Genomic DNA, 15,723 nt, shown 5'->3' with positions numbered 1-15,723 from the left:
GCGCACCGCAACCATTCGGGAAACGACGACGCACGCGGGTGCGCGCGGCAACGGTGCGGACGCGGCCAAACCGCGATGATATGCCAATCGCCGAAAACCGGCCCGGCGCCGGCCACGAGCCGTCGAGCCGGCGCATCGCACAAAAAAAAGCGCGAACCGCGGTTCGCGCCAAAGAGAGACCTCGCTGAAGACGTCACACCAACCCGCCACTCCGCTCAGAACGAATGCCGCATCCCGATCCGCACGTCGGCCTGCGTCTGCGTCGTCGACGGCGTGAAGCTGTAGCCGATCACCGCATCGACGCCCTGCGACGCGCGCAGGTAGTCGCCGGAGATGTACACGTCCGTGCGCTTCGACAACAGGTAATGCAGGCCCGCCGTGCCCTGGTTCCAGTGATGGCCCTCGAAGCGCGTGTGCTGGTAGCCCGCGATGAAGCTCAGCGCCGGCGTGAACTGGTACAGGCCGCCGCCTTCGTACACCTGCATGTGCGACGACTGGCCGAAGCCCTTGATCGTCGTGTACGAGTAGTTGGCGTCGAGCGTCAGCTTGCCGATCGTGTAGCTCGTGCCGATGCCGAACGTGCCCTGGCTGTCGACGCTCATCGGCGTGTTCGCGAACAGGTCGGTGCGCGCGCCGGTCGCCGGATCGACCGTGACGGTCTGCTGGCCGAGGAACGTATGCGTGCCGATCATCGCGTACGGGTCGAACGCATAGATGCCGTTCGGATTGTTCAGGCGCGTGTACGCGGCGCCGATCGAGAAGTCTCCCTTCGTGAAGCTCGCGCCCGCGCTCCATGCGCTGTTGCGATGGAAGTTGCCCGCGACGTTGCCGAACGAATACATCGCGCCGAACTTGAAGCCGCTCATGTCGCTCGACAGAAACTTCACCGAATTCGGCAGGCGGTCGCCGTTGAAGCGGTCGAAGTCGCCCTGGTGGATCGCATAGCCGCTGCCCCACGCCGAAATGTTGTAGATCGACACGAGTTCGTTCGTGATGTCGAGCTGATTGCCGAACGACAGCGTGCCCCAGTCGTTCTGCAGGCCCACATACGCCTGCCGGCCGAATTCGGCGCCGCCGAAGCCGAGTTGCCCGTTGCCGAGGTGGAAGCCGCTCTCGAGCGCGAACACGGCCTTCAGGCCGCCGCCCAGGTCTTCGGTGCCCTTGAGGCCGAAGCGGTTTCCGTAGGCGACGCCGTCGTCGAACTTGACCACGTGCGAACCGCCCGTGTTGTTCACGTACGTGATGCCGGCGTCGAGAATCCCGTACAGCGTCACGCTGCTCTGCGCGTGTCCGATGGCGGGAATACAGGCCGCGCATGCGAGCGCGGCGGCTACGGCGACTTTCTTTTGCTTCATTGTCGACCACCCTCCCTGAACCGTTCGATGGAAAGAACCGTGGCCTGGCGCGTGCCGCGATACGCCGGCTGATTCGAATTCGGTACGTCTGCTGGCTCCGGTATTTCGTTTTCCGCAATAACGCAGCCATTGGCGAAAAATACAAACCCATATTTCGCGTCACCCGTCTGTAGGCGACACTAAATGGTCACGATGCGACGGGTCGGGAAAACACGTAGACGAGCGGCACGGTAAAAACCGGCCGCCCGGAGAGGGGAAATCAATGACCGTCGAGGGCCGCGCGCACGGCCGGCAGGCCCGGCGCGCCTGCCGCCATCGTCACGCCGTCGAGCCACGCGGCGACCAGCGCGGGCTCGGCCTTCAGCGCATGCTGCGCCGCGAGCGCGGGCGACGTCTTGCGGTCGAGCATGTCGGCGATCATCCGGTTCTCGACGTCGACCGAGAACGTCATCTGCCGGAACAGCCGCGCGAGGTTCGTGCACTGGCCGGCGAACCCGGCACGCGTGACCGTGTTGACCGTCGCGCCGCCGTAGTTCGGGCCGAAATACGCATCGCCGCCCGACAGATACGTCAGATGAAACTTCGTGTTCATCAGATGCGGCTCCCACGCGAGAAACACGATCCAGCGCTTGTCGCGCACCGCCCGCTCGACCTGCGTGAGCATGCCCGTCTCGCTCGATTCGACGAGCGACCAGTTCGCGGATCCGAGCGCGTGGTCGGACAGCATCCGCTTGATGTTCTGATTCGCGGGCGCGCCGGGCTCGATCCCGTAGATCTTGCCGCCAAAACGGTCCGCATAGCGCGCGAGATCGGCGAACGTATGCACGCCGGCGGCGGCCACGTAGTCGGGCACCGCGAGCGTGAATTTCGCGCCGCTCAGGTTCGCGTGCAGCACGTCGATCGATTTCTCGTCGACGAACGGCTTCACGAGCGGCGCCTGCGCGGGCATCCAGTTGCCGAGGAACACGTCGACCTGCCCTTTCTTCAACCCCTGGTACGTGATCGGCACCGACAGGTTCGCCACGTCCTGCCGGTAGCCGAGCGCCTTCAGCACGACCCCCGCCATCGCATTCGTCGCGTCGATGTCGGTCCAGCCGGGCGCCGCCATCTTGACTTCGCTGCACGTCTGCGGATCGGCGGCATACGCAGGCTGCGTCGCCACCCCGCACGCGGCGGCGGCAGCGAGCGCCGCGCCGATTCTTCGGATTGCTGCATTGCATTGCCGTTTCATGGTTCGCTTCCTCCGTCGTTCTTCAGTGATCGCGATGCGGTGCGTTCAGCGCCCGACGCGCGGAAAACGCGCCATCGCCTCGAGCGTGTCGAGTTCGATGTGATTGCGCATGTAGCGCTGGCTCGCGTCGGTGAACGGCTGCCAGTCCCACGCCTGAATGCGGCCCTGCGTCGTCGCCGCGTAATGGAAGCGCCGGCGCCGCTGGCTCGCGCGCACCTGCCGGTCCAGTTCGGGCAGGTTCCAGCGCTGCGCGGCCTCCGCGCGGAACGCGGCGAGCACGTCGGCGGCTTCCGGCCGCCCGGCGAAGTTCGTCAGTTCGTGCGGGTCGTCCGACAGGTTGTAAAGCTGATCGGGGTCGGCCGGGCAATGCACGTATTTCCAGTCGCCGCGGCGGATCATCACGATCGGTGCGAGCGCGCCTTCCGCGAGGTATTCGCCGAGCGCGACATCGTGCGCGGGCGTGCCGTTCAGGTGCGCCACGAGGCTCGCGCCGTCGACCGGGTCCGGCCAGCCGCCGGCGGGCGCGGCGCCGGCCAGCTCGACGAGCGTCGGCAGCAGGTCGACGTGCGACACGGGCCCGCGCACGCGCGCGGCGTCGAAGCGGCCCGGCGCGTGGACGATCAGCGGCACGCGGCAGCCGCCTTCGAAGAACGTCATCTTGTACCAGAGCCCGCGCTCGCCGAGCATGTCGCCGTGGTCGGACGTGACGATCACGATCGTGTCGTCGGCGAACCCGCATTGCTCGAGCGCGGCCAGCACGCTGCCGAACTGCGTGTCCACGTAGGACGTCGCGCCATAATACGCGCGGCGTGCGGCGCGGATCTGCGCGTCGGTCGGTGGCGTGCGATCGTTCTCGCAGACGAAACGAAGCCGCTGCGAATGCGGATCGCTTTCGGCCGCATCGAGCCGCACGGCCGGCATGTCGATCTCGTCGTCGTCGTAGCGATCCCAGTATTCGCGCGTGATCGCATACGGATCGTGCGGATGGGTCAGCGACACGACCATGCAGAACGGCCGCGCATCGCGGCCGGCCGCGCGCTCGCGCGCGACGTCGTACAGCTTCTGCTTCGCCGCGAACGTCACTTCGTCGTCGAAGTCGAGTTGATTCGTACGCACGCACGGGCCGGCGTCGAGCACCGAGCTCATGTTGTGATACCAGCTCGGCCGCTCGGCCGGTTGGTCCCAGTCCGGCACCCAGCCGAAATCGGCCGGATAGATGTCGGTCGTGAGGCGTTCCTCGAAGCCGTGCAACTGGTCGGGGCCGCAGAAATGCATCTTGCCGGACAGCATCGTCCGATAGCCGCCCGCGCGCAGGTAGTGCGCGAACGTCAGCGTTTGCGCGGGCAATTCGGCGGCGTTATCGTAGGCGCCGATTCCCGACGGCAGCTTGCCGGTCAGCAGCGAGAAGCGCGACGGCGCGCACAGCGGGCTCGCGCAGTACGCGGCGTCGAACACCACGCCTTCGGCGGCGAGCCGGTCGAGCGTCGGCGTGCGGGCCACGCGGTTGCCGTACGCCGGCAGCGCGAACGGCGTGAGCTGGTCGGCCATCAGGATCAGGATGTTGGGTGTCGGGTTCGTCATCGGCGGTCGTGGGGAAAGCGGTGTTCGAATGGAACGGCTCGTCGCCCGGGCAGCGAGACGTCCGGCATGACGGAGGCGGTCCGCAGAAACTGCCGCGCACGGAGGCCGTGCTGGCTAGAATCGGGGAGTGCGTTGCGCGGCTGTGCGCGAAGTGCATGTGCCGTACCGTCCGCTGCACTATCGCCCGCCCGAATTCGCGCGGGTAGGCGTCCGGCCCTTATGGGGCCATTAGAGGGACTTATGTCGAAATCCGAACCGTTACCGTCGATGCAGGCGCTGCGCGCGTTCGAATCGGCCGCCCGGCTCGCGAGCTTCACGGCCGCCGCGCGCGAGCTCGGCTCGACGCAGCCGGCCGTGAGCCAGCAGGTGTATCAGCTCGAAGCCGAACTCGGCGTGCCGCTGTTCGAACGCAGCCCGCGCGGCGTCACGCTGACGACCGACGGCCAGTGCCTGTACGAGGCCGTGCGGCTCAGCCTCGACACGCTGCGCGGCGCGACCGCGACGCTGCGCGCGCGCCGCGAGCACGGCGCGCTCACGATCGTCACCGATTTCGGTTTCGCGACCTACTGGCTGATGCCGCGCCTGGCCGGGCTCAAGCGCGTGATGCCGGACGTCGACGTACGCGTCGTCACGTCACAGGACTACGACGCGCAGCGCGACCACGGCGACATCGCGATCCTGTTCGGCGACGGCCACTGGCCGTCGTGCACGGCCGCGCGGCTGTTTCCGGAATCCGTCACGCCCGTCTGCTCGCCCGCGTTCCGCGACGCGCACCCGGACGTCGCACGGCCCGAGCACCTGCTCGCGCTGCCGCTGCTGCACGTGCAGCCGACGCGCCCCGAGCGCTGGCTGTCGTGGTCGGGCTGGTTCGACGCGCACGGGCTCGAGCCGCCGCCCGCCGCCCGCGGCGTGACCTTCAACAGCTATGCGCTCGTGATCCATGCGGCGCTGCTCGGTGAAGGCATCGCGCTCGGCTGGTCGCCGCTCGTCGACGAACTCGTCGGGACCGGCCAGCTCGTGAAGCTGGTCGACGCGCCCGTCGTCACACCGCGCGGCTACTTCCTGGTGCGCCCGCCGCAGCGGCCCGAGCCGGATGCGACCCACGTGTTCCGGCGCTGGCTGCTCGACGCGTGCGCGGCGGCCTGAGGCAGCCGCCCGCCGCGGCCCCGCCCCCGGCCCGCTGGCGCACCGATACCAGCCACACGGCGCGTTGGTTCTATCCGCGCCGATATCGTCCTGATTTACTTGAGCCTCCCGCTACCCGCGCGGCGCGGCGCCTTCGTGCGCCGCCGCGCGGCCGTGCGCCCCTGCCATCCGAGGAGTCTCATGACCGCCGAGCACCGCCCCGATCAATTCGTCCTGACACTGTCGTGCCCGAGCGCGGCAGGCCAGGTCGCCGCCGTCGTCGGCTTTCTCGACCGCCATCGCTGCTACGTCGATGCGCTGAACGTGTTCGACGACGATCTCAGCAACCGCTTCTTCGTGCGCTGCGTCTTTCATCCGACGGATGAGACGCTGCAGATCGACGCGCTGCGTCAGGAATTCGCGCCGATCGCGGCCGGACTCGGCGGCCACGATGGCGACATCCAATGGGCGATCCATGACGTCAACGCGCGGCCGAAGGTGCTGATCATGGTGTCGAAGCTCGAGCACTGCCTCGCGGATCTGCTGTTCCGCTGGCGGATGGGAGAGCTGAAGATGGACATCGTGGGCATCGTGTCGAACCACCCCGACTTCGAGCCGCTCGCCGCCCAGCACGGGCTGCCGTTCCGGCACTTCCCGATCACGGCCGATACCAAGGCGCAGCAGGAAGCGCAATGGCTCGACTTCTTCGAATCGAGCGGCGCCGAGCTCGTGATCCTCGCGCGCTACATGCAGGTGCTGTCGCAGGAGACGAGCGCGAAGCTCGCGAACCGCGCGATCAACATCCATCACTCGTTCCTGCCCGGCTTCAAGGGCGCGAAGCCGTATCACCAGGCACATGCGCGCGGCGTGAAGCTGATCGGCGCGACCGCGCACTTCGTGACCGACGATCTCGACGAAGGCCCGATCATCGAGCAGGTCGTGGAGCGTGTCGATCATGCGCTGCGGCCCGAGCAATTGCTCGCGGTGGGACGTGACGTCGAAAGCCTCACGCTCGCGCGTGCGGTGAAGGCGTTCATCGAGCGGCGGGTGTTTTTGAACGGCGATCGGACGGTGGTGTTCCCGTAAGCCGATCGGAGCCGCGCCGGAACGCGGCGGAAACGAACGAGGCCCGACCGGCAAACCGGTCGGGCCTCTTTTGTCGTCGTGTTGTGCCGGCGCTTCGCGCGACGGCCCCGCGCATGCTCTACGAAGCCATCGCGTGCCGCGACACGCACGCATTACCGCGTCACTTCACCCACGCGAAGTAATACGACGACCAGATCGTCAGCCCCGCCCCGATCAACGCCGCATACGGCATCAGGTTCAGCCACATCGCGCGCTTCGGCACTTCGAGTTCCATGTCGCGCTGCATCTGCGCGGGAAAGCGGCCGCGATCCTGCCAGTAGTGGCGATACAGGAACACCGGCACGATCAGCAGCATGGCGATCAGCCCGTTGCGCAGCGTGCCTTCGCCCTGCAGGTTCGCGCCCGCGCCGACGTAGACGAGGTTCGCATAGCCGCAGATCGCGCCGCCGACGAGCAGCCACGTCGGGCAGCGAAACGGCCGATCCCAGTTGCCGCGATCCATCCGGTGGATCCAGCCCGACTGAAGATTCAGGAATACGAACAGCATGTAGCAGACGTTCGAGATCGACAGCACCGTCATGTAGTCCGACATCATCAGCAACACGAGGTTGAAGCCGAGGTCGGTCCACATCGCGCGGGTGGGCGAGCCGTGCTCGTTCACGTGCGACAGATACTTCGGCAGCCAGCCGTCGACCGACGCCTGGTACAGCGTGCGCGACGAGCCCATCATCGACGTCATCACGATCAGCAGGATCGACAGCATCAGCATCACGACGACCGCATTCGCGACCCATGCGCCGCCGCCGACGATCTTCGCCATCGCCGCCGCGACGCCGGTGCCGTCGCCGATCGACGGATCGAGCATCGCCTGTGTGCCGAGCGCGCCCTGGAACGCCATCGGCACGAGCGTCATCACGACCAGACACAGCGCACCCGACCAGAAGATCGCCTTGGCGGTATCGCGCCGCGGATCGCGGAATTCGCGCGTATAGCAGACGGCCGTCTCGAAGCCGTACGACGCCCAGCCTGCCATGAACATCGCGCCGAGCGCCATCGTCACGCCCTGCCCGTTCCACGAGCCGAAGGTCGCGGCCGTGAGGTTGCCGTGCGCGTCGTGGCCGAGCGGCAACAGCGGCAGCAGGTTCGACATCGGCACGTCGCCGGTGACGAACGGCACGATGCCGACGATCAAGAGCGGTGTGAGCGATGCAATGCCGAGAATGCGCTGCGTGCGCGCCGCCTTCGACGCGCCGCTGTGCTGAAGCTTGAACGTGATCAGAAGCAGGATCGTCGCGATGATGAACGTCGCGTTGATCCGCAATGACAGACCGGGCTTGATGAAACCGAGATCCGCAACCTTGAGCTGCCAGTGCAGCACCGCCGCATCGGCGGGAAAGAGACTCGTGAGCGCATAGCTCGCCGCGAGGCCGCAGCCGAGCGCGAGCATCGGCGACCACGCGAGCCAGTTGCACCACACGGAAACCGGGGCAATCAGTTTGCTGTAACGAACCCAACCGATCGCGCCATACACGGACGCGCCGCCCGATTTATGAGGAAATAGCCCCGATATTTCCGCATAAGTCGCGCTTTGAATCAGCCCCATCGTGATCGCGGCGATCCAGATCGCCCACGCGGGCTGGCCGATCGTCGCGCATACGCCGCCGATCGTGAACAGCACGCCTGCCGGCACGCCGCTCGTCACCCAAAAAGCGTCTTTCCAGGTCAGGCCACGATGCAGCGTGTGGCCCGTCGAATCATGTGAGATGGTTGCCTCGACATCACTGGTGCGATTCGCACGCAGTCCTGCTTGACTCATCCAATTCCTCCTGAGATGACTCCGCACAAGGGCGCTAGTGTAACAACTTACGCGCTTTTTTGCAGAATCCGCAAAAGAATTCCGGGATATGGCCGCATTACATCCTGATTATTTCGGATTCCTGTATGCCATTCCCGGCGTGTTTTTTATGACGATTCTTGGATATATATCGGAATGCTTACTGCGCGCCTTCCGTCCACGAATTCACGCGGTCGGCATGCGCCGCAATCCACGCATCCGCTGCCGCTTCCGGCTTCGAGCCGTTCTGGATCGCGAGCATCACGCTGTCGATTTCACCCGGCTTCCACTGGAATTTCTTCAGGAACGCGACGACCGGCTTCGCCTTGGTCTCAAGCCCCGGATTCACGACGCTGTCGACGTGCTCGGCGCCGCCGAACACCTTCTTCGGATCCTCGAGGAAGCGCAGCTTCCACTTCGCGAACATCCAGTGCGGCGCCCAGCCCGTCACGATGACCGGCTTGTTCGCATTGACCGAACGCGACAACTCGGCCGTCATCGCGCTGCCCGAGCTCGGCATCAGCGTGTAGTTCAGCCCGTAGCTCTTGATCGCGTCGTCGGTCTTGCGCATCACGCCGGCGCCCGCATCGATGCCGACGATCCGGCCGCCGAAGCTGCCCTTCTCCGCATTGAGGTCGTCGATGCTCTTCGCCTTCACGTACGCGGGCACGATCAGGCCGATCTTCGCATCGGGGAAATTCGCGCCGAGGTCGACGACCTTGGCCTTGTACTCGTCCCAGTACGAGCCGTGCGTGACCGGCAGCCACGCGGACAGCGTCGCATCGAGATCGCCGCGCGCGACGCCCTGCCACATGATCCCGGCCGCCACCGGCACGAGCTTCACCTCGTAGCCGAGCTTCTTCTCGATGACGCGGGCCGCGACGTTCGACGTCGCGACGCTGTCGTCCCAGCCTTCGACGTAGCCGATTTTCAGCGTCGGCTTCGTATCGGCGAGCGCCGATGCGCTCAATGCCGCCATCGCCGACAGGGTGCCGGCCCACAACAGTTTTCCGAACAGCTTCATGGTCGATCTCCTTGGTCTGCGCACCGTGCGCGTTGTCTCTCTAGGTTCTTCAACCACAAATCCGCGGTATCGTTGTTTTCCGACGGATGCTTGTCCGGATGCGACGCGCCCGGACAGCCGATGGCGAGTTTCGACTACTTGTCGATCACGAGATCCGACAGCGGCTTGCTGCAGCACAGCAGCACCATCCCCTGATCGATCTCGCGCTGGCGGATGCCGCCGTTGTGTTTCATGTCGACCTGCCCCGACACGAGCTTCACCTTGCAGGTGCCGCACATGCCCTGCGTGCACGATGCCGGCAACCGCACGCCCGACTGGCGCGCCGCGTCGAGCACGTGCTGCTCCGAGCCGCACGAGATCTCGCGGTTGCTCTTCGCGAAGCTGACCGTGTACTGCTTCGTGCCGGCGTCGCCGCCTTCGGCCGGCGGCGCGAGATCGGCGAGCAGCTCGTCGCTCGCGGTCTGCGCGAGCGTCTCGAACGAGAAGCTTTCCTCGTGATACTGCTTGCGATCGAAGCCGGCTTCGTCGAGCAGGTCGCGCACGGCCTTCATGTACGGCGCGGGGCCGCACGTAAAGATTTCGCGTTCCATGAAATCCGGCGCGATCAGCTTCAGCAGCGGCAGCGTCAGGAAGCCCGTGACGCCCGGCCAGTTGGTGCGCGTGCCGACGCGCTCGACGACGAACGACGTGCGGAAATTCGTGTGGTTCGACGCGATCAGGTCGAGCTCGCGCGCGAAGATGATGTCGTCCGGCGTGCGTGCGCTGTGCACGAACAGGATGTCGCGATCCTCGGCGAGATCATGATGCGCACGGCTCATCGACATCAGCGGCGTGACGCCCGAGCCGGCCGACAGGAACAGGTACTTGCGCGCCGGATGCCGCGCGCACGTGAATTCCCCGGCCGGGCCGAGCACGCGCACGGGCGCGCCCGGCTGCAGGTTGTCGTGCAGCCAGTTCGACACCTTGCCGCCCGGCACGCGCTTCACCGTGATCGAGATCGTGTGCGGCCGCGCCGGCGACGACGAAATCGTGTAGCACCGGTTGATCGTCTCGCCGTCGATGTCGAGCTCGAGCGTGATGAATTGCCCGGGCTCGAACGAGAACGTGCGGCCTTGCGGGGAACGGAAGAAGAAGCTCTTCACGTCGTGGGTTTCCTGCCGCACGTGGCAGCACACCAGCGTTTCCTCAACGTCGCTCGTCCAGCGCTCGGGCAGCGCGTTCCAGAAGGCCGGGTGCGTCACCCGGCTATCCGCCGGCTCGAAATTGGCCGCATCTCGCATCATGTCTTGCTCCGCTTATACGCTGGGTACTATTCGCCGGTTTTTTCGGCGAGCCGGCCGATGTACCAGGCCGAGAATTTTTCGACGAGACCTTCCGTGTACGGCGAATACGGGCCCGGCTCGTACGCGCTGCTGTTCGCGCCGCGCTGCGAGAATTCGACGAGCGCGCGATCCTGGTCGTTGGTCGCGTTCCACACGGCCGTGAGGTTCTTCACGTCGTAGTCGATGCCTTCCTTCGCGTCCTTGTGCACGAGCCACTTCGTGCGCACCAGCGTCTTGCCGGCCGACAGCGGAATCACCGAGAACGTCACGATGTGATCGCTCATGAAGTGGTGCCACGAGTTCGGCTGCGTCCAGAACGACAGCCCGCCGAGATCGGCCCTGTCGAAGCCGCCGAGCAGCTTCTTCGATGCGACCTTCGCGTCGAGCGTCTGCGATTCGCCGTCGCGGTCCAGCGGCAGGCGCTGCGTGCGGAAACCCGTCACGTCGAGCAGCTTTTCGATTTCTGCGGACGGCAGGCCCATCTCGGCCCATTCCTTGCCGCGACGCACGCAGGTTTCGGCGAATGCGTCCATGCCTTCGGCGTTCGCGTCGGAACGCTGGTAGCCGAAGCCGTATTCGTACAGCGAGATCGTCAGCTCCGGATGGTTCGCGACGCAGTGATAGCACTCGCGGTTGTTCTCCATCGTGAGCTTCCAGTTGCCTTCCTCGATGATGTCGATCTGCGCGGCGATCTTCGTGTTCGGCAGGTCGTGCGGCAGCAGGTACGGCTCCATCTCGGCCCGCATCTGCGCGAAATCGGCCGGCGGCTCGTCGGCGAGGCAGATGAAGATCAGGCCCGCGAGGTTCTCGACGTGCACCGACTTCAGGCTGTGCTTGCAACGGTCGAACTTCTCGCCCATGTGCTCGGCGAACATCAACTGGCCCGTCAGGTTGTAGGTCCAGCTGTGGTACGGGCACACGATGTTGCCGACCGAGCCCTTGTCTTCGTTGCACAGGCGCGCGCCGCGGTGACGGCACACGTTGTGGAACGCGCGGATCGCCATGTCGTCGTCGCGCACAATCAGGATCGAATCGCTGCCCAACTGCACGGTCACGTAGTCGCCCGGCTCGGGAATGTCCGGTTCGATCGCCACCTGGATCCAGTGCTGGCGGAAAATCGCCTCCATGTCGAGCGCGAAGATGTCCTCGCTCGTGTAGAACGGTGCGTCGAGGCTGTGCCCTTCCTTGCGCCGCTCGATCAATGCACGAATGTCTGCCGATACTTTCATCGTTTGCTCCGGATTCCTTGCATCCCTGGGTGTCTTGCCGACAGGCATCAAAATCAGTAGTCGATGAGCTGATGCTCGCGCAAATACGCGAGGATCACTTGTGCTTTTTCGACCGAACTCCCTTCATTTACGACGTTGCCGCCGCGGCTTTCGGTCGTCGTCGCGGACAGCATCCGGGCATGCCCGGAGCGCTTCTCGGCGGCGACCAGCTTTACGGGTTTACGCTCGACCGGGCCGACCGTCCACGCGGCCGCGTCGGCGTCCGCACCGGGTGCCGCAAGCGCCGGCCGGATCGCGCCGGCGCGCAGCCGCGCATACGCATAGCGCGGCTCGACACCGGCGAGCGGATGCACCGCGACGACGGCCGGCAGCGCCGCGTCGACACGCCGCCGCAGCCCTTTCGGCAAAAATTGCCGGACCGCCGCGCGGCCGCCTTCGACCGTCACGTCGACGGCCGAGCCGACGAGCGGATAGCCGAGCGCCGCGGCGACGCGGTACGGCAGCATCCCGGTGTCGTACGCGCCCTCGGCGCGCGTGCCGGTCAGCACGAGGTCGTAGCCGTCGAGACGCGCGGCGAGTGCGTGCACGGCGTCGTCGCCGTCGCGGCAGGCCAGCACTTCGACCTCCCGCGCGCCGAGCGCCAGATAGTCGGCAAGCGCCGCATTCGCGGGGTCGCCTGCATGGATCACGTCGAGCGTCGCGCGATGCTTGTCCGCGAGCTGGCGGCCGGTTTCGAGCGCGGCCGCATCGTTGCGGCTGTAGCGCGCGACGCCGCTGACCGGATGCCGGCCGACGGACACGAGCACCGCGATGCGTTGCAAGGGGCGAGGGGCGTTCATGCGGCGACTCCTTCCGGTTCACGGGTGCCGACCGCGGCCGGCGATTCGCCGCGCGCGGCCCGCGCGGCCTGGACCTGCTCGATCAGCGCGGCGATCGTCGCCTGCGCGTCGCCGACCACCGTCAGGTTCGCGCGCTTCGCGATCGGCGCGCTGCCGTCGAGGTTCACCGCGATCACGTGGCGGCAGTCCTTGATCCCCTGCAGGTGCTGCACCGCGCCGGAGATGCCGAATGCGATGTACACGCTCGCCTCGACCGTCTTGCCGGTCGCGCCGACCTGCTTGTCGCGCGTGAAGTGGCCGTTGTCGACCGCGACGCGACTCGCGCCGATCGCCGCGCCGAACACGCCGGCCAGCCGCTCGAACGCACCGATGTCGGACACGCCGTTGCCGGCCGACACGATGAAATCGGCTTCCTCGAGCGCGACCTGCGCCGCGTCGATTTCGTCGAGACCGAGATCGCGGTACGGCTGCGCGGCGTCGCGTGCCGGGTTGATGAAATCGGCGGCGACGCGTTCGCCCGCGCCGACGAACGGCAGCTTCGCTTCAACCGCGTTCTGCGCGAGCAGGATCACGTCGGGCAGCGCACGGGTGGCGAACGCACGTCCCGCCTGGGCATACGCGCCGACATGCTTCGCGTCGATTTCGACGACGTGAGTCGCGACGCTCGCGCCGGCGGCCGCCGCGTAACGCCGGCCGAGATCGCCGTCGCCCGTCGCGTTGTCGGGCACGAACACGTGTTTCGGCGCGAGCGCGGCCACGCAGGCCTGCAATGCTTGCAATTCGCTTTCGGGATCGAACGCACGGCGTTCGAAGCCGGCCAGCTCGAGCAGCTTGTCGACGCCGAGTTCGGCCACGTCGTCCTTCAGTTCGCCGAACGCGAGCAGCGCGACTTCGGTTTGCGCATCGGCGAGCACGGCCGCGGCGGCGATCGCCTGCCGCGAATGGTCGTCGAGCGCGCCGCGTTCGCTATGCGCGACCACCAGCATCACGTGCTTCGGATCCTGCAGCGCGCGGCGCGGCTTCGCGGCCGCGGCGCCATGACCGTGCGCGGACCACTGCGCGGCGTTCGCATCGGCGCTGCCTTCCTCGCCAAGCGTGATGCGCTTCAGGCCGGCGGCCGTGATGACGAACGGCCGGCGCGGATCGATTCGTTTGATCGTATTCATCGATTCACTCCAGCGAGGCGGCGACGAGTTCGGCGACGTCGAGCACGTCGGGGCGCGGGCCCACGACGCCTTCGAGCATGGCCGTGCAGTTCGGGCACGCAACCGCGACCACGTCCGCGCCGATCGTACGCGCGTCGGCGATGCGGATGTCCGGGATGCGCTGCTTGCCCGGGATGTCGGTCAGCGGCGCACCGCCGCCACCGCCGCAGCAGCGGCCGCGCATGCCGTTGCGCTCCATCTCGACGACCTGGATGCCGATCGTCTTCAGCAGCTTGCGCGGCGCTTCCGTCTCGCCGTTGTAGCGGCCGAGGTAGCACGGATCGTGATAGGTCGTGCGTTTCTCCTGCAGCGCCTCGACGGCCTTCGGCGCGATCTTGCCGCTGTCGGCCAGTTCGGCCAGATAGGTGGTGTGATGCTTGACCGTCACGCGCAGCCCGAGCGCACGGTATTCGTTGCGCAGGCTGTGCATCACGTGCGGGTCGGCCGTCACGATCTGCTTGTACGACAGCGTGCCGAGCGTGCCGATCAGGCGCTTCGCCATCTGCTGGAACGTCGCTTCGTCGCCGAGCCGGCGGGCGACGTCGCCCGTGTCGGTCTCGGCCGGGCCGAGCACGGCGTAGTCGACGCCCGCCTTGTTCAGCACCTTCACGAACGCACGCAGCGTACGCTGATAGCGCATGTCGAACGCGCCTTCGCCCGCGACGAACAGCACGTCGACCGGCTTGCCGGGTTGCGCGACGGGTGCGCTCAGGTCCACCGACCAGTCGTAACGTGCGGCCGTGTCGTAGCCGCCCATCGTGCCCGTCTCGCGCAGGTTCGCGAGCACTTCCTGGCCCTTGCCCGGTACCGTGCCGTGCACGAGCGTGCGGTTGCGGCGCATGTCGACGATCGCGTCGACGTGCTCGATCAGCATCGGGCACTCCTGCACGCAAGCGCGGCAGGTCGTGCACGACCACAGCGTCTGCTCCTCGATCAGGCCCGACACGATCGGGCCGTTCGGCTCGCCGCGATGCTGGCCGACCGGGATGCCCGGCGACGGGCTGCCCGCGTACGCCGCATCGGTGCCGCCGGCCATCCCGACCACGAGATCCTGGATCAGCTTCTTCGGATTCAGCGGCTGGCCCGACGCGAACGCGGGGCACGCGGCTTCGCACTTGCCGCACTGCACGCAGGCGTCGAAGCTCAGCAACTGGTTCCAGCGGAACTCGACCGGCTTCGCGACGCCGTACTCCTGATGCTCGATGTCCGGCAGCTTCAGCGCGGTCGGCGGCGTGGCCGTGCCGTTGCCGGTGAACGATTCGCGCGTCGCGGCGAAACGCTCCTGGCGCGGGTGGAACGCGAGGTGCAGCAGGCCGGCGATCGCATGCTTCATCGGGCCGCCCTTCGCGGCGCCGATCGTCATCGTGAACGCGCCGATGCCGATCAGCAGCGCGCAGAGCACCGCGAACGCCCCCGACATCGCACCGGTCGGCACCAGCATGAACAGCACGAGCCCGAGCGCGAACGAACCGAGCAGCCAGGGCAGCGTATTCCACGGGCCGCGCGACAGGCGCGCCGGCACGTCCTTCGCCGCGCGTCGACGCCACACGAACACCGCGCCGACCAGCATCGCGAGCGCCGCGAGGAAGATCAGCTTGTCGAGCCACGGCGAGTAGATCGCAAGGCCGTAGTTGACGAACACCAGCGCGAGCGCGCCGATCGCGCCGCCGGCGGTCGCGACGTGGGTCTTCGCGATGTACGGATCGCGGGCGACCACGTGGTGCAGGTCGACGAAATAACGCTTCGGAATCGCGAACAGGTTCGCGACGCCGAACGAGCCCGGCGCCGTGGCGCGGCCCAGACGCCAGTAAGACGAGCGCTTCGCGACCGCGAACGCGAGCCCCGCCACCGACAGCCACAACAGGGCGGTAATGAGGAAGGACGGGTTCATC

12 protein-coding genes are annotated in these 15,723 nt (G+C 66.8%); 2 read left to right on the top strand and 10 right to left on the bottom strand.

Features of this window, described 5'->3' with window-relative positions; all coding sequences use genetic code 11:
• Positions 1–215: 215 nt before the first annotated feature.
• The 3 genes from WS61_RS18815 to betC form a co-directional block, all read right to left on the bottom strand.
• Complete coding sequence (locus tag WS61_RS18815) at positions 216–1,355, bottom strand: porin (RefSeq protein WP_059502320.1); 1,140 nt, start codon at positions 1,353–1,355, stop codon at positions 216–218.
• Positions 1,356–1,614: 259 nt separating this feature from the next.
• Positions 1,615–2,586: a choline ABC transporter substrate-binding protein gene (choX, locus tag WS61_RS18810; protein WP_059502318.1), complete on the bottom strand. Its 972-nt coding sequence runs from the start codon at positions 2,584–2,586 to the stop codon at positions 1,615–1,617.
• A gap of 45 nt (positions 2,587–2,631) precedes the next feature.
• On the bottom strand, positions 2,632–4,167 hold the full coding sequence (gene betC, locus WS61_RS18805) for a choline-sulfatase (RefSeq protein WP_059502316.1): 1,536 nt from the start codon (positions 4,165–4,167) through the stop codon (positions 2,632–2,634).
• Positions 4,168–4,407: 240 nt separating this feature from the next.
• Between betC and WS61_RS18800 the strand changes: the two genes are divergently transcribed.
• Both WS61_RS18800 and purU read left to right on the top strand, forming a co-directional pair.
• Positions 4,408–5,313: a LysR family transcriptional regulator gene (locus tag WS61_RS18800; RefSeq protein ID WP_059502314.1), complete on the top strand. Its 906-nt coding sequence runs from the start codon at positions 4,408–4,410 to the stop codon at positions 5,311–5,313.
• A 180-nt stretch (positions 5,314–5,493) separates the two neighbouring features.
• On the top strand, positions 5,494–6,378 hold the full coding sequence (gene purU, locus WS61_RS18795; RefSeq protein WP_059502312.1) for a formyltetrahydrofolate deformylase: 885 nt from the start codon (positions 5,494–5,496) through the stop codon (positions 6,376–6,378).
• A gap of 160 nt (positions 6,379–6,538) precedes the next feature.
• Here purU and WS61_RS18790 read toward each other — a convergent pair whose 3' ends face one another.
• The 7 genes from WS61_RS18790 to WS61_RS18760 all read right to left on the bottom strand — a co-directional run bounded on the left by WS61_RS18790 (position 6,539) and on the right by WS61_RS18760 (position 15,722).
• Positions 6,539–8,194 (bottom strand): APC family permease, encoded by a 1,656-nt coding sequence (locus WS61_RS18790; RefSeq protein ID WP_059502310.1) that lies wholly within the window; start codon positions 8,192–8,194, stop codon positions 6,539–6,541.
• 178 nt (positions 8,195–8,372) lie between these two features.
• On the bottom strand, positions 8,373–9,236 hold the full coding sequence (locus WS61_RS18785; protein WP_059502308.1) for a glycine betaine ABC transporter substrate-binding protein: 864 nt from the start codon (positions 9,234–9,236) through the stop codon (positions 8,373–8,375).
• Between the two features lie 134 nt (positions 9,237–9,370).
• The gene (locus tag WS61_RS18780) at positions 9,371–10,519 is read right to left on the bottom strand and encodes a hybrid-cluster NAD(P)-dependent oxidoreductase (RefSeq protein ID WP_059502306.1); all 1,149 of its coding nucleotides are present in this window, start codon (positions 10,517–10,519) and stop codon (positions 9,371–9,373) included.
• Between the two features lie 26 nt (positions 10,520–10,545).
• Positions 10,546–11,787, bottom strand: coding sequence for an SRPBCC family protein (locus WS61_RS18775; protein WP_059502304.1), 1,242 nt, complete (start codon positions 11,785–11,787; stop codon positions 10,546–10,548).
• A gap of 53 nt (positions 11,788–11,840) precedes the next feature.
• Complete coding sequence (locus WS61_RS18770) at positions 11,841–12,626, bottom strand: drug:proton antiporter (protein ID WP_059502302.1); 786 nt, start codon at positions 12,624–12,626, stop codon at positions 11,841–11,843.
• Positions 12,623–13,792: an electron transfer flavoprotein subunit alpha/FixB family protein gene (locus WS61_RS18765; RefSeq protein WP_059502300.1), complete on the bottom strand. Its 1,170-nt coding sequence runs from the start codon at positions 13,790–13,792 to the stop codon at positions 12,623–12,625. Before WS61_RS18765 ends, WS61_RS18770 begins: the two co-directional genes overlap by 4 nt.
• A gap of 4 nt (positions 13,793–13,796) precedes the next feature.
• Positions 13,797–15,722 (bottom strand): (Fe-S)-binding protein, encoded by a 1,926-nt coding sequence (locus tag WS61_RS18760; RefSeq protein WP_059502298.1) that lies wholly within the window; start codon positions 15,720–15,722, stop codon positions 13,797–13,799.
• Position 15,723: the final 1 nt, after the last annotated feature.

It is taken from the genome of Burkholderia sp. ABCPW 11 (assembly GCF_001523445.1).
In the GTDB taxonomy this organism is placed as follows: Bacteria; Pseudomonadota; Gammaproteobacteria; order Burkholderiales; family Burkholderiaceae; genus Burkholderia.
The sequence above is the reverse complement of the archived record's forward strand: the minus strand, read 5'-3'. Positions and strand labels throughout refer to the sequence as shown.